The 22,351-nt window shown below is 42.1% G+C and carries 19 protein-coding genes; 16 read left to right on the top strand and 3 right to left on the bottom strand.

Annotated features, from left to right (window positions below):
• The first annotated feature begins 3 nt into the window (after nt 1–3).
• The 16 genes from E7L17_RS01195 (at nt 4) to E7L17_RS01120 (ending at nt 18,049) form a co-directional block, all read left to right on the top strand.
• The gene (locus E7L17_RS01195; RefSeq protein WP_316321432.1) at nt 4–636 is read left to right on the top strand and encodes a Vat family streptogramin A O-acetyltransferase; all 633 of its coding nucleotides are present in this window, start codon (nt 4–6) and stop codon (nt 634–636) included.
• Nucleotides 637–908: 272 nt separating this feature from the next.
• Nucleotides 909–3,218: an ATP-dependent helicase gene (locus E7L17_RS01190; RefSeq protein ID WP_316321431.1), complete on the top strand. Its 2,310-nt coding sequence runs from the start codon at nt 909–911 to the stop codon at nt 3,216–3,218.
• A 374-nt stretch (nt 3,219–3,592) separates the two neighbouring features.
• On the top strand, nt 3,593–4,096 hold the full coding sequence (locus tag E7L17_RS01185) for a nitroreductase family protein (protein ID WP_316321430.1): 504 nt from the start codon (nt 3,593–3,595) through the stop codon (nt 4,094–4,096).
• A 17-nt stretch (nt 4,097–4,113) separates the two neighbouring features.
• The gene (locus E7L17_RS01180; protein ID WP_316321429.1) at nt 4,114–4,404 is read left to right on the top strand and encodes a putative quinol monooxygenase; all 291 of its coding nucleotides are present in this window, start codon (nt 4,114–4,116) and stop codon (nt 4,402–4,404) included.
• Between the two features lie 14 nt (nt 4,405–4,418).
• A complete protein-coding gene (locus E7L17_RS01175; RefSeq protein ID WP_316321428.1) occupies nt 4,419–5,267 on the top strand; it encodes a nitroreductase family protein in 849 nt (282 codons plus the stop codon).
• A 232-nt stretch (nt 5,268–5,499) separates the two neighbouring features.
• Nucleotides 5,500–7,329 carry a glycoside hydrolase family 3 protein gene (locus E7L17_RS01170; RefSeq protein WP_316321427.1) on the top strand — a complete coding sequence of 610 codons (1,830 nt, stop codon included), beginning with the start codon at nt 5,500–5,502 and terminating at the stop codon, nt 7,327–7,329.
• 216 nt (nt 7,330–7,545) lie between these two features.
• Nucleotides 7,546–8,163 (top strand): hypothetical protein, encoded by a 618-nt coding sequence (locus E7L17_RS01165; protein WP_316321426.1) that lies wholly within the window; start codon nt 7,546–7,548, stop codon nt 8,161–8,163.
• A gap of 267 nt (nt 8,164–8,430) precedes the next feature.
• Nucleotides 8,431–9,138, top strand: coding sequence for a VanR-ABDEGLN family response regulator transcription factor (gene vanR, locus E7L17_RS01160; RefSeq protein WP_316321425.1), 708 nt, complete (start codon nt 8,431–8,433; stop codon nt 9,136–9,138).
• Nucleotides 9,139–9,166: 28 nt separating this feature from the next.
• The gene (locus tag E7L17_RS01155) at nt 9,167–10,246 is read left to right on the top strand and encodes a HAMP domain-containing sensor histidine kinase (RefSeq protein WP_316321602.1); all 1,080 of its coding nucleotides are present in this window, start codon (nt 9,167–9,169) and stop codon (nt 10,244–10,246) included.
• Nucleotides 10,247–10,548: 302 nt separating this feature from the next.
• Nucleotides 10,549–11,280: a M15 family metallopeptidase gene (locus tag E7L17_RS01150; protein ID WP_316321601.1), complete on the top strand. Its 732-nt coding sequence runs from the start codon at nt 10,549–10,551 to the stop codon at nt 11,278–11,280.
• Between the two features lie 123 nt (nt 11,281–11,403).
• Nucleotides 11,404–12,411 (top strand): FkbM family methyltransferase, encoded by a 1,008-nt coding sequence (locus E7L17_RS01145; protein WP_316321424.1) that lies wholly within the window; start codon nt 11,404–11,406, stop codon nt 12,409–12,411.
• Between the two features lie 280 nt (nt 12,412–12,691).
• Nucleotides 12,692–13,309: a uracil-DNA glycosylase family protein gene (locus E7L17_RS01140; protein WP_316321423.1), complete on the top strand. Its 618-nt coding sequence runs from the start codon at nt 12,692–12,694 to the stop codon at nt 13,307–13,309.
• A gap of 36 nt (nt 13,310–13,345) precedes the next feature.
• A complete protein-coding gene (locus tag E7L17_RS01135; protein WP_316321422.1) occupies nt 13,346–14,140 on the top strand; it encodes a polysaccharide deacetylase family protein in 795 nt (264 codons plus the stop codon).
• A gap of 578 nt (nt 14,141–14,718) precedes the next feature.
• Complete coding sequence (locus tag E7L17_RS01130; RefSeq protein ID WP_316321421.1) at nt 14,719–15,909, top strand: GGDEF domain-containing protein; 1,191 nt, start codon at nt 14,719–14,721, stop codon at nt 15,907–15,909.
• 118 nt (nt 15,910–16,027) lie between these two features.
• Entirely contained in the window at nt 16,028–17,080 is a 1,053-nt protein-coding gene (locus E7L17_RS01125) for an ElyC/SanA/YdcF family protein (RefSeq protein WP_316321420.1), read from the top strand.
• A gap of 219 nt (nt 17,081–17,299) precedes the next feature.
• Nucleotides 17,300–18,049 (top strand): ferric reductase-like transmembrane domain-containing protein, encoded by a 750-nt coding sequence (locus tag E7L17_RS01120; RefSeq protein WP_316321419.1) that lies wholly within the window; start codon nt 17,300–17,302, stop codon nt 18,047–18,049.
• Nucleotides 18,050–18,146: 97 nt separating this feature from the next.
• On the opposite strand, the gene E7L17_RS01115 is transcribed toward E7L17_RS01120, so the two are convergent.
• From E7L17_RS01115 to E7L17_RS01105, 3 genes are read right to left on the bottom strand one after another with little or no spacing between them, the layout of a single operon-like run.
• Nucleotides 18,147–20,084 carry an ABC transporter ATP-binding protein gene (locus E7L17_RS01115; protein WP_316321418.1) on the bottom strand — a complete coding sequence of 646 codons (1,938 nt, stop codon included), beginning with the start codon at nt 20,082–20,084 and terminating at the stop codon, nt 18,147–18,149.
• Nucleotides 20,077–21,828: an ABC transporter ATP-binding protein gene (locus E7L17_RS01110; protein ID WP_316321417.1), complete on the bottom strand. Its 1,752-nt coding sequence runs from the start codon at nt 21,826–21,828 to the stop codon at nt 20,077–20,079. The genes E7L17_RS01115 and E7L17_RS01110 overlap by 8 nt, the downstream gene beginning before the upstream one ends.
• Entirely contained in the window at nt 21,825–22,286 is a 462-nt protein-coding gene (locus E7L17_RS01105; RefSeq protein WP_316321416.1) for a MarR family winged helix-turn-helix transcriptional regulator, read from the bottom strand. The genes E7L17_RS01110 and E7L17_RS01105 overlap by 4 nt, the downstream gene beginning before the upstream one ends.
• Nucleotides 22,287–22,351 lie beyond the last annotated feature (65 nt).

Genomic DNA, 22,351 nt, shown 5'->3' with positions numbered 1-22,351 from the left:
TATATGCGGTATGGACCAGACCCCAATGCGATTTATCCGAACGAAAACATAAAAAGCGTGTGCTATATCAAAAATGTAATTACCAGACCGAATATCACGGTTGGTGATTACACCTATTATGATGATATCAACGAAGCGGAACGATTTGAAGAACACGTGACGCATCATTATGAATTTTTAGGGGACAAGCTCATTATCGGTAAATTCTGCGCCATTGCCAAAGGGATTGAATTTGTTATGAATGGAGCAAATCATCGGATGTGCAGTGTTACCACCTATCCGTTCAACATTATGGGGCATGGTTGGGAAAAGGCAACCCCGTCGCTCGAAGATCTTCCCATCAAGGGCGATACGGTCGTCGGAAACGATGTATGGATCGGGCAAAATGTCACCGTTATGCCGGGAGTACACATCGGAGATGGTGCAATCATTGCCGCAAATTCCGTTGTGGCAAAGGATATTCCGGCCTACCGTATCGCGGGAGGAAACCCCGCACGTATTATTCGCAAACGCTTTGACGATAACCTGATTTCCTATTTGCTGGAGTTAAAATGGTGGGACTGGCCTGCAGAGAAAATATTTGAGAATTTAGACGCCCTGTGCAGTGGAGATTTAACGAAAATCAAGGAAATATAAGGCGATGATTCAAAGGCACCCTACGAGGTAATCTCATAGAGTGCCTTGCTCGTTTTTTGCATGAGACTCAACGATTGCAATGCCGAATTGCTCACTGCGGAGAAATAATGATTCCGGCATAAAAGAAGTAATTTAAAATAGCTAATAATTTATCTGGATTTTTAATGATGTAGATATAAAATATAAAGCTTCTAAAAAAGCTTAGCGTAACAATTAGCACAGTGAAATTTTGCTTGATATTATTAGCAAGCAATATAAGGAGATTCGATGAAATGACACAAGAAGAGTTTTCGGAGAGATTTCTGTCTCGCCTAAATAAACAACAAAAAGAGGCGGTGCAGACGGTAGACGGAGCAATACTGCTTCTTGCCGTTCCAGGGAGTGGAAAAACCACTGTGCTTATTACACGGTTAGGTTATATGGTTTGCTGCCTTGGTATTGCTCCCGAGCGTATTTTGACCACTACATACACAGTAGCCAGCACAAACGAAATGCGCCAGCGATTCGGATCTCTATTTGGCGAAGGCTTCCAACGCTCAATGGAGTTCCGCACAATTAACGGCCTTTCAGCGAAAATAATAGATTACTATAATCGGAACAACGGAAAAGGCCAACCATTTCAATTACTTGATGAAGACGTGGTTTTAGCACAATTGGTTGGCCAGATTTACCAAACAAGGAACAACGATTATGCTACCGAAAGCATTATAAAAGATATTCGCACTTCTATTACTTACATTAAGAATATGATGCTCTCAGAGGAAGAGATAGAAAATTTTGATTTTGGCATCCCTCATATGCCCGAAATATATAAGCAATACTGCACGGAGCTTCGCTCGAACAAACAAATGGATTACGACGACCAGATGATTTATGCACTACGGATTTTGGAACGGTACCCAAGTATTCTTGCGTATTTTCAAGACCAGTATCGTTATATTTGTGTAGATGAATCGCAGGATACCTCAAAGATACAGCATAAAATCATTCAGCTGTTGGCAAATAGGCACGGCAATCTATTTATGGTTGGCGACGAGGATCAAAGTATATATGGTTTTCGCGCTGCATACCCAGATGCGTTACTGAACTTTAGCAACGACTACCCGAACGCAAAAATCATGTTGCTTGAGAACAACTATCGCTCTACAAACGAAATTGTTAGTGTGGCAAACGCATTTGTCTCAAAAAATCGCTATCGCCATAACAAGTCCATCGTGCCAACGCGCGGCAGTGGAGTACCCATACAAGTAATTGATGCTGTAGACCGTGTCACGCAATACCAATACCTTTTTACTCTGGCTGAAAATTGTGAATCTGAAACGGCGATTCTTTATCGGAATAACGATAGTGCTCTGCCACTCATCGATGTGCTTGAGCGAAACGGAATTCCCTATAATTGCAGGCAGTTTGACGGAGCCTTTTTCTCGCACCGTATTGTTGCGGATATAAGGGATATCATTCACTTTTCGTATGACCCGCACGATATTGATACTTTTATGCGAATCTACTTTAAATTTGGAAGCCCTTTGTCAAAGAAAGCGGCGATCTATGCTTGTGAACAAAGCAGGAGAACGGGAAAGTCGATTCTTGAAGAGTTAATTCAATTTCCAGAGCTGAATAGCTATGCCAAAGAAGGCGCAATCAATTTACGAACCGTCCTGCCTATGATTGTGGAAAGTGGCGCAACAAAAGCCATTCAACTCATTTGGAACACAGCGGGTTATCGGAACTATGTTAATGAAAATAAGCTGGACGAAGGAAAGCTTGCTATTTTGTGCATACTTGGTGAGAAGGAACCTAGCCCGCGCGATTTGCTCCGTAGGCTACAAGAGCTGCAAGATATAATAAGAGCGCACAAGAACCGCAACTCGAACAAACTCGTTCTATCTACCATACACTCGAGCAAGGGCTTGGAGTATGAGCGAGTTTTTTTGCTTGACATATTTGATGGTACGCTCCCGAAAAATCCCGTTCCAGATTTTTCGTCTCAGGATGAGTTAAAGCAGTATGAAGAAGAAAGACGTTTATATTATGTCGCCATGACCCGCGCAAAAAATGAGCTTTCTCTTTTTCACTGTCGCGGTGTGGAATCTGCTTTTACAACGGAGGTTTTACATTCTTTGCCGGTAGAAGTGTTAGATGCAGACAATATTATGGCATTGTTTCAGCAAAGATTATGTGGCAAAACCTACGTACATAAAGAGAATGGTAAAGGTACTGTGGTTGCACAATGCGGTTATTCTGTGCTTGTGGAGTATGAAATGGGCAGGTTTCAGCTTCTAACACTTTCACAATTATTAGAGCAGCGAGAGCCAACCGTCACCTACGAAGTCGCACGAAAAAGCAAGGCTAAAAATCCTCATAAACGCACAGAAGTTAGAAAAATGGATATTTCTGCGCAGCCTCCTAAAATCGTGCTTACCAATGTAGAAGCGGGTAGGAGCGTTACGCATTCCAAGTTTGGGAAAGGTGTAATTACAGAATTTGACGGTACCTACGCCATCATCCGGTTTGATGAAATGGTTGGGGAAAAAACGATTGATATGGCTATGGCAGTACAAAATAAATTTATTCTACTATAAAAATTATAGAGCGGGAGCAAATTCCATCGTTTTGCAGCCAGTTGTCTTTGTATCGTCTCAATCAACACAATCAATACTTATAAATAAGTAATTTGTGAGGTTTCAAAAGGAACGGTATTATTAAGATTCGAAATAAGAGAGAAGCCGATTATAAGTAGTAGAAGAAATTACGAGGGAAGTATTCTGAATTTTATATATTCCAGGGCTGTGAGTTCGTTACTAATAAGCGAATTTATAGCTCTAACTTCAAGTAACAGCAAAAAAGGTTGACAAATTGTTTTTCTAACATTATATTTGTATGTACAAACAATAAGCAAATGCAGTTTTATAAATGAATTAAAGACTAATTAAAAATTAATAGGAGGCTATTTGTTATGGAAGAAATTTTTAATAGAAGAAGTATTCGTAAGTTTAAAAATCAGCCAGTTGAGCCGGAGAAAATTGAGAAGCTGCTGCGAGCAGCCATGCAGGCTCCGTCTGCCGCCAACCAACAGGTGTGGGAATTTATAGTCGTTCAGGAAAAAGGGATGCTGGAAAAGTTGGCACAAATCTCACCATATGCAAAGCCCGTTGCTGGCTCTTCAGTGACCTTTGTTCTTTTGGCAGATGAAGATAAAATGAAAGTGCCTACTGGTTGGGAGCAAGATCTGGGTGCCGCCGCACAAAACATGCTGCTCGAGGCAGTACACTTGGGTCTCGGTGGTGTATGGCTTGGTGTAGCCACAGTAGATTCTGTAATGGATAGTGTGCGTAATTTGTTTGCACTTCCCAAAAACATTCGCCCCTTTGCATTTATTTCAGTAGGCTATCCAGATGGGCAAGAAAATCACTTTGTAGACCGCTATCAAGCTGACCGTGTGCATTACGAAAAATGGTAAAGAGGGAAGAGAAACAAATGATAAAACTTGTTGCCCAAAATACGATTAAAGCAGATAAAGTGGAAGCTTTTATTGAACTTGCTACGCAATTGGTGCATGCCACCAGAGAAAATGATACCGGCTGCATTCGGTATGAATTGCTGCAAGACGTAAAGAATCCGCAGGTTTTAACGATGCTGGAAGAGTGGGAAGATGAGGCCGCCCTCAGCAGGCATGGTGCTTCCCAGCATTTTAAAGAAGCGATTGCAAAGTTTGCAGAATACATGGAAAAACCAGGCGAAACGCATCTGTACAAAACATTGGTATAATCGGAGAGTGGTGCATGATGAAAATGGATTTCCCTGTGGAAGAAACAGTAAAAGCACGCCATAGTATCCGCTCCTATCAGGAGAGCCCTATTCCGGCTGAGGTGATGGAAAAAATAAGAAGCTATATGCAGGAACTGTCAAATCCTTTTGCCGTAGAGGTTTCTTTTCATTTGCTGGAAAAGGAAGTGACTGCCGATGGCGAAAAGCTTGGCACCTATGGCGTAATTAAGGGTGCTTCACACTTTATTGGTGCTTCGGTTGCTCCGTGCGAACTGGGTTTAGAAGCCTTGGGTTATTCTTTTGAAAAGCTGCTTCTATATATCACCTCACTAGGCCTTGGAACCTGCTGGCTAGGCGGTACGTTTGACCGAAGTGCCTTTGCCACTGCCATGAAGCTTAAGAATGGCGATTTGTTCCCCGCGATTTCTCCCTTTGGTTACCCGCAGGAGAAAAAACGAATGATGGAATCGATGATGCGGTGGCTGGCAAAGTCTGACCAACGGCAGGAGTGGAGCGCTTTATACTTTGAACAAGACTTTGCGCACCCGTTAACGCAGGCTGCGGCGGGCAAATATGCTTTTCCGCTGGAAATGATGCGTTTAGCTCCATCTGCAGTGAATAAGCAGCCTTGGCGCATTGTAAAAACCAATGATTCTTTCCATTTTTATAAAACACACTCGGAGAAAGAGAGCAAGCTCGGTATCGATATTCAACGTACGGATGTAGGTATTGCGGCGTGCCACTTTCATTTGGCAGCACAAGAACGTGATTTACCCGGTCACTTTACCCGCCTGCAAAATCCTGTAATCAAAACGGCGGAAAATGTGGATTATTTATTTTCATGGGTAGAGGATGTGATTTAAGGCTGTTTGGTAAATTGTAATTTCATTTCTCTCATAAAAATGGAATGATTGAAAAGCCCTGTATTTTTTAAAATACAGGGCTTTGTTTATTTTAGAATAAATCCCCTCGTAACTTTGTAAGAAGTATAATTGTAATTTATTGCCATTAGCATTAGAATTATCACAGTGAGTTTTATCGGCTTTAAAGTAGTCATTGGCATAGTTCAATCTTACTTTATAAGGGGCGTTGAATATGAAACGAAGACTAATTGGTGTGCTTTTCACGTTGGCACTGGTACTAACCGGCTGCAATGGCAGTTCGATTTTTAGCGCAAATCACTCAAACGACAATACGATGGGGAATCAAAAGGTAAGCAAGCTACTTGCTCAGCTAACCCTTGACCAAAAGGCGGCCCAAATGGTACAGGGAGCGGTGTACAACTTAACTGAGGATAGCATGAAAGAGCACGACTATGGTAGTATTCTTTCCACCTTTGGTACCAATTCGCTCAATGCAGCAGAATGGAAGAATCTAATTCTTAAATACCAGAGAAGTGCGCTGAATTCACAAGCGAAAATTCCATACATTTATGGCAACGATGCGGTGCACGGTATAAATACCTGCAAGGGCGCCGTTATCTTCCCGCACAACATTGGGATTGGTGCTGCAAATAATGAGGAGCTAACTTACAAAATGGGTTTAGCAGTAGCCGATGAAGCTAAGCTGACCGGTATGCTGTGGAGCTTTTCCCCCTGCCTTTCTGCTGCGCAAGACCCAAGATGGGGGCGCACGTATGAAAGCTATTCTTCCGAGAATAGCATAGTCACAAAGCTTGGAACTTCCTTTTCAAAGGGGTTAATCGATGGCGGAATTCTTCCTTGTGCAAAGCATTTCTTTGCAGACGGCAATGTGCTGTATGGAACAGGGGAAAGCTTGGATGGCGAAAAAAGACTAATTGACCGTGGAGATTCTCAGCTAAAGGAATCTGAAATTCAGGACTTATTAAAGGTGTATCAAGCCGAAATAGACGCCGGAGTTAAATCCATTATGATTAGCCACAGCAGTGTAAACGGAACCAAAATGCACGCCAATGAAAAGTATATCTCTTACCTGAAAAAAGAAATGGGTTTTCAGGGCTTTATTGTGAGCGATTGGGATTCCATTCATAATATACCCGGTACGAACCTCAAAGAGCAGACGATAACTGCAATCAATGCCGGCATCGATATGCTAATGGAAGATTCTAGATTTGAAGATTGCCGGAGGTATATTGTAGAAGCCGTCAACGAGAAGAAGATTCCTCTGGAACGTGTGAATGATGCGGTGACCCGTATTTTAACGGTAAAGGATGAAATGGGAATTCTGGATGACCCCATGATGGAGAAAGTAACCACAAAGCAAAACAGTGTGGGTTCAACCGAATACCGCGATTTGGCCAGAACCTTGGTGGAGCAGAGCCTTGTTCTGCTGAAGAATGAGAATTCCGTATTGCCGATTCGAAAAGGGGCAAAGGTATTTGTAACGGGTCCTGCCGCCAATGATGTTGGAGTGCAGTGCGGCGGCTGGACGATCACTTGGCTGGGTGGTTCGGATGCAAACCTCAACAATCGCAAATGGATACCCGAGGGAAAAACAATACTGGACGGTTTTAAAGAGCTTGCAGGGGAATATCAGCTTACGATTATTACCGACCCTAAGAAAGCCGCAGATGCCGATGTAACCTTGCTGTGCTTGGGTGAGCGGACGTATGCGGAGTGGAAAGGGGACAGCGCAGTCATCAGCATCACCAGAAACCTCGCCCTGAGCGGGAACTCCGACGCAATTCAACTTGCTCAAAAGGTAGGGAAGCCAACGGTCGCCTGTATCGTAGCGGGCAGAAATGTAATCATCAGCGATGTTATGAAGCAATGGGATGGCATCGTTATGTGCTACCTGCCCGGCAGCGAGGGCGATGGTATAGCCAACGTTCTTACCGGGAAAAGCCGCTTTCAAGGCACCTTGCCAATGCCCTATTATGCAGATGTAAAGGACATTCGAACGGAGAAGGTACTCTTCCCGGTTGGTTATGGGCTAAAATATTAAAAAGGAATGGTGACGATACACTTTCCGTCACCATTCTTTCATGCTGCTAAAATAGAGCATAAATGAAACAAAATACAAAAGATTTTTTATTGAATTGACTATGTTGTTATGTTAGAGTATGATTCATTTCACGAGCCGATTACTTTTGAACAATCCTAGTTTTAAGTAAGAGAACTTACTACTTTTTTAATTCATGTTTTGAAGGAGTTTATTCGTATGAAAAAGGCACTCTCTTTGTTTCTGTCCGTTTTACTAATTGGTTTGACTGGGTGTAGTTATGGTGCAATATCGAGCTCAAAAGCAGTAAACAGCTCTTCCACAGGCAGTTCTTCCGCTAGTGCTTTAACAGGAGCAGAAAGCGAGCTGGAGAGCGGTGCTCCATGGGATATGACAGAGCCCTTTATCGGGAGAAAGGCGTTAGACAGCGAAACCGAACAGTTCATCTTAGGAACTTGGAAGGTAGAAAAACTGTTGGGTTTTGGGGATTCCTATAATGACGCTTCGGAATACCCAAACGGGCAAAAGATCATTGGTGATGAGATTACAATACAAAAAGATTTCTTTTCCTCAAAGGGGTTAAAAAACTATGAACCATATCAATTTGAATTAAAGAATCCGTCTTATCAAATAGAGGAAATACACTACAATAAAGACTCATTTTATCGTGTAGATAAAATAGATATGCCAAGCATGAATGACAATGATCACGTGGTAAACGTGAGTGTATCTGCCTCACCCGATGAACTTGGAATACCCATGCTGTTTTTAGTTATCAATAATAAAAGACTAATTTTACAATTAGAGGCAACGGTATTTGAATTAAAAAGAGTGTAGCAAGAGTTTTATAGAGAAACGGCAGCTTTTTTACAGGGTTGCCGTTTTTTCTCTATTAATGCAGGTGAGAACAACGTATTTTGTCCCTTTCTATGGGAAAGATTGGTTTTATTCTATCATTCGTATATAATAAATTAGTAGAAAACAGATTTATAAGTTTTGTTTTTATGTGTTTTAACTTGCAATAGATAAGTTCATACTTGAAAGAAACGAAAAGCAACAGCATTTTGGGTGTACAATTACGTCAAAAAGGAAGGAGTGTATACGTTGCAGGAGAAAATAATCATTGTAGACGATGAGCATGAGATTGCGGACTTAGTGGAACTATTTTTAAACAACGAAGGCTACAAGATCTTTAAGTTTTATTCGGCACAGGATGCGTTGGCTTGTATTGAGAAAACAGAGCTTGACCTTGCAATACTGGATGTTATGATGCCAGAAATAAGCGGGTTTGAGTTGTGCCGAAAAATCCGTGAGAAATATACTTACCCGATTGTGATGCTCACAGCAAAAGAAGAGGAAATTGATAAAATCACAGGCCTGACCCTCGGAGCGGATGATTATATTACAAAGCCCTTTCGTCCGCTGGAGCTGGTTGCCAGAGTAAAGGCACAGCTTCGCAGGTATAAGAAGTATAATCCATCCTACGCGGTGGAAGCGGAAGAAAGCGTAATCACTCATTCGGGCTTAGTAATGGATATTAAAACGCACCAGTGTTTTTTAGACGAGCGTCCCCTTACGCTTACTCCCACCGAATTTTCTATTTTACGCATTCTATTGGAACAAAAGGGCAATGTGGTAAGCGCACAAGAGTTGTTTCATAAAATTTGGCAGGACGAGTACTACAACAAAAGCAACAATACCATTACCGTTCATATTCGGCATTTAAGAGAGAAAATGAACGATACCGTTGAGAATCCCAAATACATTAAAACAATATGGGGAGTAGGGTATAAAATTGAAGGGCAAGTATAAGGCAGATTATACGCAATTAAAACTGAAGATGAGCTTTCGTCTTCTGGGAATGGCCGTTGTCGCTTTTGGTGTTATTTACGCTCTTTACTTTCTATTTTGGAAGGGTAAGGGCGGTAACTGGATTGTTTCTATATTGCGCAATGTGGTTGGCGTCGATGACGAACGTGCGCGGGAATTCTACCAACAAGTATTTCGCAATTATATGGATGTAATATGGCTGGCGGCAATTACGGTAGTGTTTTTAATCTTTCTTGCCTTTTTTCTGGAATGGTTTACCCATTATTTCAATGCAATTAACAAAGGAATCGACGCGTTGCTGGATGAGAATGCGACCATCCATTTGCCGGCAGAAATGGCTGCCATTGAGAAAAAGTTAAACACTGTTAAGCAAACATTAGAGAAGCGTGCCCTTGCTGCTCAAACTGCGGAACAGCGAAAAAACGAACTGGTTATGTATTTGGCTCACGATATTAAAACACCGCTTACCTCCGTTATTGGCTATTTGAGCTTGTTAGAGGAAGCGCCGGACATGCCCACGGAGCAAAAAGCCAAATACGTTCATATTACGCTAGAGAAAGCATACCGTTTGGAGCAAATGATTAACGAGTTTTTTGAGATTACACGGTACAATCTTCAGCAAATCCAAATTGAGTACGAGAAAATTGACCTGTATTTTATGCTGGTGCAAATAACAGATGAGCTTACGCCCATCCTTTTTGAAAATGGGAATACAACAACAATTTTGGCAGACGAAAATTTTACAATATATGGTGACCCCGGGTATTTGGCAAGGGTGTTTAATAATATACTAAAAAATGCAGGGGCATACAGCTACCCCAATACCGATATTTTAATCTCAGTAGAACAGCTCAAAAATGAGACTATCATTACCTTTCAAAACCAAGGACAAACCATTCCGCGTGAAAAGCTGACCTCTATATTTGAAAAATTTTACCGCATGGATGAAGCCCGCACTTCCAATACCGGAGGGACAGGCTTAGGGCTTGCAATCGCAAAAGAGATTGTTACCCTGCATGGCGGTACGATTAGTGCGCAAAGTGAAAATCATATGGTTCAATTTACGGTTACTCTTCCGCAGCCAGATTAAGGGCTGCTTTCAATAATAAAGAAATTGTTTGTTTTGGTTAAAATAAGCTGTAACTGCTAGGAATACGGAATGTATTCCTACTCTTTTTGCTTGCTTCGCACTGTTTATTTTTGAACAGTGTTTTTGAAATTAAAATCAAGCCCTAAGAAAACTAAGAGAATCTAATAAAAACTTAGGATTTTCTTAGGAATGAAACAACGAAATATTAAAATAAAAAAAGCACCCGTTTGGTATGATACATACAGAACAGGTGTTTTTCTTTTTATGGACAAAGAAAGGAGGGTTTTGTGAAAGAGAAAAGAATGAAGCGGATTTCATTTTTGTTTTATGCTTGTTTTATTATTGCCGTTGTCGCCTTGCTCTACTGGCTGGTAACGGGTAATAATCCGCTGATAAAAGAGCTAAAGCAAAAGGCCTCCATCTCTGCCATGCAAGGCAATCACAACAAATATAATATGACCATTACAAGCAGTGGGGACGGGGACTCAGCATGGTATTTAATTTTGGTCAATAAGTGGAATCCCATTCCCGATAACTATAAAATGGATTTAGAAGAGCTTTCCAATGGAGAATCTGTCGATAAACGTATTTACCCATCCCTGCAAGAAATGTTTGATGCTGCCAGAAGCGAAAACATTTACCCTGTGGTAGCCTCTGGGTACCGGACCAAACAGGTGCAGCAAAGCATTATGAAAGAAAAAATACAGGAGTATAAAAAACAGGGTCTTTCCAACCATGAGGCGCAAACCAAAGCAGAAGCGTGGGTTGCTCTTCCCGATACCAGCGAGCACCAGTTGGGCCTCAGTGTAGACATTAATGCTGACGGCATTCATTCAAAGGGGGAAGAGGTTTACCGCTGGCTGGATCAAAACAGTTATAAATATGGATTTATTCGTCGGTACCCAGCCAATAAAACGGAGATAACCGGTGTCATCCATGAGCCTTGGCATTACCGCTATGTAGGGGTGGATGCGGCAAAAGTAATGCACAAGCAGGGCATTTGCCTGGAAGAATACCTGAATAAAACATCATGAAAGACTGCCCGTAATAGTTCGGGCAGCCTTTTTTAATGATTTTTTCAAAAAGGATAACTACACCATTCAATTTGTAAATACATATGATACTAAGAATACACTTTTTAAGGAGAATGATAGCGAATGACCAATGAATCACAATTACCAGATGAGAATGATCTTGATACCAGCGTAGCTTCCTCCGAGAACTTACCAAACCAAATAGATACTGAATTTGCGAGCTTTCTGCAATTTGTAAAAGAAAGAAACGCAAAAGAATTAACCGAGGCAATTAAGCAAAACTTAGCGAATTTCAAAAATACTAATTATCAGCTTTACCAGAATACCATCAACTTTATTAATGAGCAGAAGCTATGGGGAACGTACTACCCCGAGCAAGGAGACTATGAACTGGCAGAAAACAGAGCAAATTCATTAGCGGAGCATTGGCAGGATTTTGAATGGGTTTACAATAGCCTTAGTGATAACCGCTCCAAACGAATTTTTGTAAATATTCTGTATTATTGGCTCATGTGCAACCCCGAAAAAGTCGATCAAATTCACGACAAAACGTACTACCAATATTTCGATTTGGATATCATCTCTTGCAGCAAGGACGAAGTGTTTGTTGACATTGGTGGCTTTATTGGCGATACGCTGGTTTATTACCAAAAAACATTTGGACCAAACTGCTATAAGAGAATGTATTGCTACGAAATAGCTCCTGCAAACATTGAATACATTGAGAAAAATATTGAATTGTTCCACATGGATAACGTTATTATTCGGGATAAGGGAGCAAGCAATCGCAATGGGTCAATGTATCTTTCGGGCAATGATTTGTCTTCTGTAAATCACTTAACAGAGAGTGGCTCAATGGCGGTGGATATTGTTAAAATAGATGATGACATTGCAGAAGATGTAACGTTTATTAAAATGGATATTGAGGGTGGGGAAGAAGATGCACTCATGGGTTGTTTGGAGAAAATAAAGAAAAACCACCCAAAGCTTGCACTAAGCGTTTACCACAATTATAAAGATATGTGGAAGCTGCCGCGCATTATTTATGAAGCAGACCCAACATACCGTTTTTACCTGCGGTATTACGGGTCACAGGTATACCCAACCGAATTTATTTTATATGCAATCTAAATTGCCGGGTCATCATTCCACTCTTTTAAGCCCTAAAGAAAATATTTTGACTAGGGCATTGGCAATAACGTATCCCAGTAACTGCGGGAATAATGGAAGAAAAACCACCAGCGAAACGGTGGTTTTTCTTTTTTCACACAAACAATTTATTTAAAAATTAGCTACCATCCATTCTCTATTTGCAGTAAAATAGATTGTGTAAAATATTTATGATAATAGAATCCAAAGAAGAATGGGACATGCTTATGTAAGAATGGATTCATGCAAAGGAGGAACAAGAGTGTGTTTGAATCATGATAAGACAAAGCAGGAGCTAACTCTTTTGCAGGAACAAATAAAACAGTGTCGTTTGTGCCGAGAAGCATTTGGCTTTGAACCACACCCGATTATTCAGGGAAACTACAACGCTAAAATTATGCAAATCAGTCAGGCACCATCTCGAACCGTGCATGAAACGGGAAAACCCTTTAACGATGCCAGTGGAAGAAGATTGCGTGGGGAGTGGTACCGTATTTCTGACGATGAGTTTTATAATCCCGATTGTTTTTATATCGTTTCTATGGCGCATTGCTACCCCGGTAAATCTCCCGGCGGCGGTGACCGCCGACCACCGCCAATTTGCGCAAAGCATTGGCTGCATCGTGAAATGAAGCTAGTGCAAAATGAGATTTATATCATCATTGGCGGAATTGCCGCCAGTCATTTCTTCCCGAATGAGAAAATAACTAGCTTGGCGTTTGAGAATAGAACCTTGAACAGAAAGCCGTGCTTTATTTTACCGCACCCCTCTCCTCTGAATATGAAATGGTTTCGCGATTACCCAGAGTTCACGCAGAAAAGGATTTTTGAAATTCAAAAAGAGGTTCACCGTGTATTGGGAATCGACTCAATGCGATAGACGTATCAAAAGAACAAAAAAGACAGGGGGATAACTATGGATTTGAAGTTTTCACTTTGGCCGGGTGGTAAAAGCAAATGCCTTACGCTGAGTTACGACGACGGAAGAGTAGAGGATCTCCGCTTGGTAGAGATTTTAAACAAAAATGGGATACGAGCTACCTTTCACTTAAATACGGCGTTTGAAAGCAAAGCAGAGTATCTTCCGGTAAGCGAATTTTTTAATTTGTACCGTGGTCATGAAATTAGCGTTCATACACATTCACACCCATCCCTTACGCAGCTTCCGCCCTCCCTAGTACTTACAGAAGTAATGGAGAATAGGCGTATTCTTGAGCGTGCCTCCGGCGAAATCATCCTTGGTATGAGTTACCCCTTCGGCGATTATAACGACGAGGTCATTTCTCTGTTAAAAGGCTGTGGAATGGAGTACTCACGAACCGTGGAAGAAACCGGGCAATTTCGTGTGCCGGGTGATTTTATGCGCTGGAACCCTACCTGCCACCATAATCGGCTTGGAGGCCTGTGGGAGAACTTTATCGGCCGCCCGTTGGATTCACGCCTGCTGCTCTTTTACCTGTGGGGGCACAGCTACGAATTTACGCGTGATAACAACTGGTATGTGATGGAAGAATTCTGCCGTAAAGCGGGAAATCACCCAGAGGTTTGGTACGCAACCAATATAGAAATAAAAGAATATGTAACGGCAATCAAAGGAATAAGGCTTAACGCTGAGCAAACAAAGTTATTCAATCCCAGCGCAGTTACAGTTTGGTTTTTAGCAGAGGGCCGCCCGGTTTGCATAGAGCCGGGAGAATTAAAGGCCATTTAAACAGGCATACATGTTTCTAAAAAGCCGCCACAAAAGCTGTGTGCTTTTTGGCGGCAGGTTTTTTGGCTTGTTAAGAATTTAGACCATTTTTATTTAACTTTTCTTTAAATTTTATAAAAAGCTTCAATGTGTTTTTTTCTTCAAATGTAAGATTGACTTTAGAAATAAAAAGTGCAATGATTAAATAGTTTCACTATTATGAAAATATTTTTAAGGATTAGAATTGTTATTGTGTAGGCAAAATTCGCCACAATTCGAAGGTCAAAATAAACAGGTCTGGTGGCATGGTTTTGGGGAGGATGACTGGTGGTTTTCTACGCAGACAAATATAAGTTGAATATTATATGAAATAGGTGGTAATATAAACGTTATAGTTGAAAAAATGGAAAATAATGGCTATAATATGAATGAGATATTAACTAGATTGCAATACAATAGGGAATACATTTTGCTAGACAGTGCACAGCATGGCTTTGAGTCTTACCTAAGACTAGCGAAGGCAATTCGCAGTACAGGCTCCGAATAAAAATGTCAAATGGTAGTTTGATTATGAAGGGGTTTGGCCGGGAGGGAACAAAGTGGAGACACGTTTTCTGCAGCAAAAGCAGGAAGAGAAGCAAAATAGTTTGAATATGGAAGAAATTAAAAAAGAATACTCAAAGATAGATCGAGATTGGCTTTTTCTACATTACCAAATCTCATTTGCGATTGTGTTATTTGCGATATTATGCGAGTGTGTGGCGGGGGTACTTCTCTTTCGTTACAATATGATTGCTATTTCCGAGCAGAAGTATTTCTTTAAATATGCAATTGTACCGAGCCTAGCAAACCTTGCTTGTATAGCAATAGAGAGCTGTGTAGTAAAGTCGAAGAAAATCTCACAAACGAAGAAAATATACATGGTATCGCTTACCTATGTAGCGATTTCGTTTATTTTGTTCACAGTTCATTCTGCGTATCCTGCATTGTACTACACCTTTGCGGGTGCCACCATGCTTACCATTATTTACGCGCGTTACCGTGTTACGTTAATTACAGCAGTTACGGGTATTCTTGCTTTCATTTTTTCGGAATTATGTATTGAGTGGGATCCCGAGAAAGCGAGTGTTTTTGAGGATTCCTCGCGATTAGGTAATTTTTATACAACCATTTTTGTTCTTTTGGCGTTTTCGGTTGTGTGTTTGGTAACCATTCGTTTTGAAAAGGAACGCAATCAAGTGAGTATGCAAAACTCGGTGGAACGCTACCAGCTATGGGAAAGTGTGCGAACCGATGATATGACGGGTATTTATAACCGCAAGGCTCTTCATAATGCGTTTAAAGAGATGGAAGAGAACAGTAAAGATTTAGGGTATATCTTAGCGGTGGTAGATATTGACCATTTTAAGCAAATCAATGACTGTTGGGGGCACCATGTTGGTGACCGCGTATTGGTTAGCTTTGCAGAGGTTTTGCGTGAGAACTGTGGACTTTCTACACCGTATCGCTATGGCGGCGATGAGTTCTGCCTGCTGTTTTGTGAGGTAAGTATGGCGGAAGCCGTAAATACTTGCAATAAGATTCAGTGCAAACTCGATGCACTGCTGTTCCCCGGGCAACCGGATTTAAAGTTAACGGCCAGTTTTGGATTGGCCCCGTATTCCCTTCATATGGATGCGGTTCGACTTTTCCTCAATGCGGATTATGCTTTATACGAAGCAAAGAAAACACGCGCATCTATCTTTGTTTATGAGAAAGATGGCGAGCTTTCGGGTCATTTTCTGGAATAGAGAGAAATTAGGTTCATTGGCGTTTCGATTCAATCAAAGGTTGTATCCGCGGCGGTCAAAGATGGCTGCCGCGTTTTTTGTGCTATTTAGCGTATTTATTAGTTTAAGGGAGATTTGTATGGAGTATCAATGGTATATTTTGTTGCCGTTTTTAATAGCGGCAATAGTGGGTGTAGGCTGGTTTATTTGGCAGTATCGCAATGAGAAAAGAAGCATTAAGCTGGGAATCACGTTTTTGGCTGCTGTATTGCCAATTCTTTTTTTCATTGCGATTTTATTGCTTATGATAAATACTTATTGGGCGAATTTTATTTTAAGTGTAGGAGTAATTCTGGTTGTCTTTGGCATTATGCTGTTCCCGTTTGTATTATTTACCACACTGTTTGTTTCAGGGATTCAACTGATACGAAAAGAGGGTTTTTCTGTTTCGCATATGCTTTCACTCGGATTTGGTGTATTTTACATTTCTTTTTTGATTGTGTGGCCTTTGCTCAGCGATATTCGTACAAACAGTATTTATAGCTTTTTCTACGCTTATGTTTCCTTTGTCTTTCTGTTCACGTTATCCATTTTTGCGCTGTATACCATTAGCAGCTTTCTAAATTTAATTCGTAATCGGCGCAAAAAGTACCGGTATATTATTGTTTTGGGCTGTGGGCTGAGAAATGGCACGGAGGTAACTCCTTTGCTTGGGGGGAGAATCCAAAAGGGGATTGAGGCATATCAGCAAAATCCAGGCAGCAAGATTGTTTTTTCCGGGGGACAAGGGAGTGATGAGACCATTGCAGAAGGACAAGCAATGAAGCAATTTGCTCTGCAAAACGGAGTACCGGAAGAGGCAATTATTGTAGAAGACCGGTCTGTCAATACAAAAGAGAATTTATTGTTTTCTTACGAATGTATCGAGCAGGATGCACAAGGAGATGTGGGGAATCTGTTGCTGGTAACGAACCGGTACCATGTGTTTCGTGCTTTGCTTTTGGCCAAGCATTTGGGAATCTCTTGTGATGGTAGAGGATCCCGAACCAAGCTTTATTTTGCGCTAAATGCCTTTATTCGAGAGTGGATTGCCTACTTGGTGTTTTGGAAGAAGAAATATATTACAGTACTGGGAGTCTCATTTTTTCTGCTCGGTGCAGGCTACCTATTAAGATGGTTTCTGCATAAATAAATATGATATTGTAACGAGGAGGGCATAAGGCCCTCCTTTTTTTTTCAAAAATTTCTTAAGCAGAACATACAATTTTATGTTTAAAAATTAGTGTGAAACGCTTGACAATATTTGAGATAGTATGATATAGTCACTAAGTTAGCTTAAACTAACATTGAGCAATTTACAATTAGCTGAGGGGCGTACGGTGGAGTACGCATATTGAAAGGAGATATTTACGTGACTTTTTTAATCGCTTTGGTAGAGGCGCTTTTATTTGCGATTTTATGCAGGGGCGCAATCAAAAAGCACCCGGGGGTATTTTATGCTATTTCAATTGCTATGGTTGCTTTCCTTTTCTATTACAGGATTGCGAACCTATATCAGGTATTTCCAGAATGGACATATACATATCTAATCGCGCCCTTTTGGCGTGGTGCGTTTGCCACCGCCTTATTCGTGATTGTGATGTACCTAGGTGCAATTGAGAAAAAGCACGACGTTACAAAACAGTTGATGCAAATCCGTGGTGAGCTTGCCATTATTGGCAGTCTAATTACCTTGGCACACTCCATTGCATATGGAATTTACTATGTACCCGCAGTCTTTTATACACCGCAGGAGCTTTCACTGCGAGATATTGTAGCGCTTATTTTTACGGTACCCTTATTTGTTGTTATGATTTTGCTGATGGTTACTTCGTTCCGTACAGTACGACGCAAAATGAAAGCTCGCACTTGGAAGAAAATTCAACGGCTCTCATATGCCTGGTTTGCCCTATTATATATTTATATTATGGGCCTGATGGTTCCGTCTGCGATTGAACTGTTAAGTGAAGGCTGCGGAGGGGAGCTTTTCTATCAAGTAAGCTACGTGTTTTCCGTCGTGCTTTACACAGTAGTGTTTGGCACTTATGCGGTACTGCGTGTGCGTAAATATCGGCGAGACAAACAAAAACGTGTGGCAAGGCTACATTTAGTTACGGCGTAAAAAAAGCAGATGCGGGTTTCTTTCGTTTTGAAAGACCCGCATCTGCTTTTTTATTACACTTTCATTGGATAGGTTACAATCTCAAGGTCAGCTAGAATTATTCCAACTCAAAGGCTCCGGTGTAAAGCTGATAATACTTGCCCTTTTCCTCAATGAGCTGGTCGTGGCTGCCGCGCTCTATGATGCGGCCGTGCTCCAGAACCATAATTACATCGGCATTTTGAACGGTGGAAAGACGATGGGCGATGACAAAAACAGTACGCCCTTTCATGAGTGCGTCCATACCCTTTTGCACAATGGCTTCGGTACGTGTATCAATGGATGAAGTCGCTTCGTCCAAAATCATAACGGGCGGGTCTGCCACAGCGGCGCGCGCAATCGAGATAAGCTGACGCTGCCCTTGGGAAAGCCCGCTGCCATCGCTTTCCAATACGGTATGGTAGCCTTTTGGCAGCATCCGGATGAAGCCGTCTGCATTCGCCAGCTTCGCCGCAGCAATACACTCTTCATCTGTTGCGTCAAGCTTGCCGTACCGAATATTATCCATTACCGTTCCGGTGAATAGATTTACATCCTGAAGAACAATGCCAAGGGAGCGGCGTAAATCGGCTTTCTTGATTTTATTGATATTGATGCCATCATAGCGGATTTTACCGTCTGCTATATCGTAAAAACGGTTAATCAGATTTGTAATGGTGGTTTTGCCGGCACCCGTTGCACCAACAAATGCAACCTTCTGGCCCGGCTCGGCATACAGCGTAATGTTATGCAGTACCGGCTTGCCCTCTTCATACTCAAAATCCACGTCATGAAAGCGAATGTCCCCATGTAGAGGTGTGTAGGTAACACAGCCATCATTTCGAGGGTACTTCCAAGCCCACATTTCGGTTCGTTCCGTGCACTCGGTAAGCTCACCGTTCACCTCACAAGCATTTACAAGAGTGACTATACCCTCATCCTGCTCGCTTTCCTCATCCATTAATTCGAAAATGCGGGAAGCTCCGGCAAGAGCCATAACCACCATGTTAAACTGCATGGAAATTTGGCCAATGGGGTTAATAAAACTGCGGGACAGCGTTAAGAAAGAAATGATGGTACCAATAGTTAATACATTTATACCGGTCAAGCTCAGGTTCGGTAACCCGGCGATTCCTGCCGCACCACCGATAACAGCCAAAAGCACATAAAGCATATACCCCATGCCGCCTACAACCGGCATGGTAATATTGCCGTATTTATTTGCTTCCGTTGCACAGTAGCGCAGATCATCATTTTTAAAATCAAAATCGCTTTTGATTTTGTCTTCATGACAGAATACTTTAATCACCTTTTGCCCGTTGATCATTTCTTCAATATAACCGTTTACATCGCCCAATGCTCGCTGCTGCTTCACAAAAAATGTACCGCTTCTGCCCACCAGCGATTTAATCACCTTAAGCAAAAGGAAGGCAAATAGGGCAACAAAGGCAGTTAGGCCTACGCTAAGGTACAGCATAGAAACAAATGCCGCGGTAACGGAGATAATGGAAGAAAGCATTTGCGGGAAGCTTTGTGAAATTGCTTGCCGCAGGGTATCGGTATCGTTGGTATAGCGGCTCATGATATCGCCATGCGGATGTGTGTCAAAATAGCGAATGGGTAAGCTTTGCATATGCGTGAACATGGAATCGCGAATTTTCTTAAGAGTACCCTGCTCTACGATGACCATCACCCAATTGTAGAAGAGGGTGGAGCAAATACCAAGCAGAAAAATGAAGGCCATGGTTAAAATGGCTCGGAACAACCCGCTGAATTCCGGGTTGGTTTGCCCAAGCAAGGGTATGATATAACGGTCAACCAGTATTTGTAAAAACAGAGCAGAAGCCGCGGAGGCAGCCGCGCTGATGACGATACAGATGCCGACGATAATGAGCCGTACCCGGTATTCTGCCATGTAAGAGAGGAGGCGTTTGATTGTGCCGGGCTTAAAGCGCGGCATAGGCGGCCGCCCTGCCGGGTGCTGTTTTGTGTTTGCTGTTGTGGTTGGGTTACTCATGCAGGACCCCTCCTTTGTTTTGTGATTCATAAACCTCGCGGTAAATAGCGCAGGTTTCAAGCAAATGATCGTGTGTGCCAATTGCGTTAATACTGCCGTCGTCCAGTACAATAATTTTATCGGCATCCTGAACGGAGGAAATGCGCTGTGCGATAATAATCTTTGTTGTATCTGGAATGCTTTCGCGGAAGGCCTGACGAATTAGGCTATCTGTTTTGGTATCCACGGCGCTGGTGGAGTCGTCTAAGATTAAAATTTTTGGTTTTTTCAACAGTGCCCGTGCAATACACAGGCGCTGGCGCTGGCCGCCGGAAACGTTTGTGCCGCCCTGTTCAATGTGGGTGTCGTAGCCATCCGGGAATTCCTGAATAAAGCTGTCTGCTTGCGCAAGCTCGCATGCGTGCACCAATTCTTCGTCGGTTGCATTCTCATTGCCCCAGCGCAGGTTATCTTTGATGGTGCCGGAGAACAGCACGTTCTTTTGCAGAACCATTGCAACTTCATTACGCAGGGTTTCAATATCGTAGTCCCTTACGTTGACGCCGCCAACGGTTACCGCACCACTTACAGAGTCGTATAAACGGGGAATCAGCTGCACTAGGCTCGATTTGGAAGAACCAGTACCGCCAATAATGCCCACTGTTTCGCCCGACTGAATTTCAAAAGAGATATGATCCAATACTGGTTTGTCGGTTTGGCGTGCGTAAGAAAATATCACATCTTCAAAGGTGATAGAGCCGTCTTTTACAGAGTAAACCGGATTTTCCGGATTTCTAAGGTCACTTTCTTCGTCTAAAATTTCTACCATGCGCTCTGCGGATGCACGAGAGATGATAATCATGACAAATACCATTGAGAGCATCATCAGGCTCATTAAAATCTGCATGGCATAGGTAATTAGGCCGGCAAGCTCACCGGTGGAGAGCCCCAATGCAGGGTTGTTGCCGCTGGCAACAATTTGCTGCGCACCGAACCAAGAAAGCAGGAGCATACCTGTGTAAAGACAGAACTGCATAAGTGGCATAATAAAAGACAGGCGCTTTTCGGCAATTGTAAAATCATTAAAAATAGTTTGAGATACATCCGTGAATTTTTTCTCCTCGTGCTCTTCACGAATATAAGATTTTACTACGCGAATGCCATGCAGATTTTCCTGTACGATGCTGTTGAGCTTATCGTAGGTTTTAAAAACACGTACGAAAATCGGGTGAACGCGAGACATAATGAAGTATAGGCCCACACCCAGCACCGGCGTAATTGCCAGAAAAATAAGAGAAAGCTTTGCGTCAATTCGAAAAGAAAAAATAAGGGCGAATACAATTACCATGGGTGAACGAACCCCAAGGCGCATCAGCATTTGGTAAGCGTTTTGTACGTTGGTTACATCCGTAGTTAGGCGCGTGATTATGCTGGCAGTTGAAAATTTATCAATATTTGAGAATGAAAAATTTTGAACATTGTAGAACATATCGTGCCTAAGGTTCCTAGCAAAACCTGCGGAAGCAACCGCCGCACTGCGGCCTGCCCATATTCCGGTGAAAAGGGAAAAGGCTGCGGCAATTACCAGAACCATCCCCATTTTAAACACATAGGGCATATCGTTCTTACTAATTCCATTATCAATTAAGAAAGCCATAATGGTTGGAATTAAAATTTCAATAATTGCTTCAATGGTTACGAGAATTGGTGCGAGTATGGAGTCTTTTTTGTACTCTCGCACACTAGAGAGTAGTTTCTTAATCATGTGTTATTATGCTCCTCCTGCGTATTGGTTAAGTTGGTTTTCATTCGTTCAATGTAAGAAAGCAGGGCAACTATTTCGTCGTCGTTAAAACCCTGTACGAGTGTGGCTTCCATTTTCCTGGCGTCTTCCAGTCTCATCTGCCGAATATCCATTGCTTTTTGGGTGAGTACTATTTTTTTAAGCCGTGCATCCTGTGCGACGGGGTGCCGTTCAATCAGTCCCTTTTGTTCCATTAGGCTAAGCACACGGGATGCGGTAGAGCGAGTAATCGTAAAGTAATCTTCAATGTCCTTTTGGTACACATCCTGTTGAATTGAGCGCTCTGCAATAAAACCGATAATCCAACCGTTGTTCCCGGTTACGGTGTCTACTTCGTTACGGGGTGCTGAAAACTCAATATAGCGCCGTATCAAGTTGTTTAGCGAGCGCAGCTCGCGACCAACTCTCATTTTATTCATAGGTTGTTTTCCTTTCTGATTCCCCATTTTTATGTTTTTATAGAATTTTATTAATGTGTTTAATT

The organism is Clostridium sp., from assembly GCF_032576335.1.
Classification (GTDB): Bacteria; Bacillota; Clostridia; order Oscillospirales; family Acutalibacteraceae; genus Faecalispora.
Note: the sequence above shows the minus strand (reverse complement) of the source record. Positions and strands in the feature narration are given on the sequence as shown.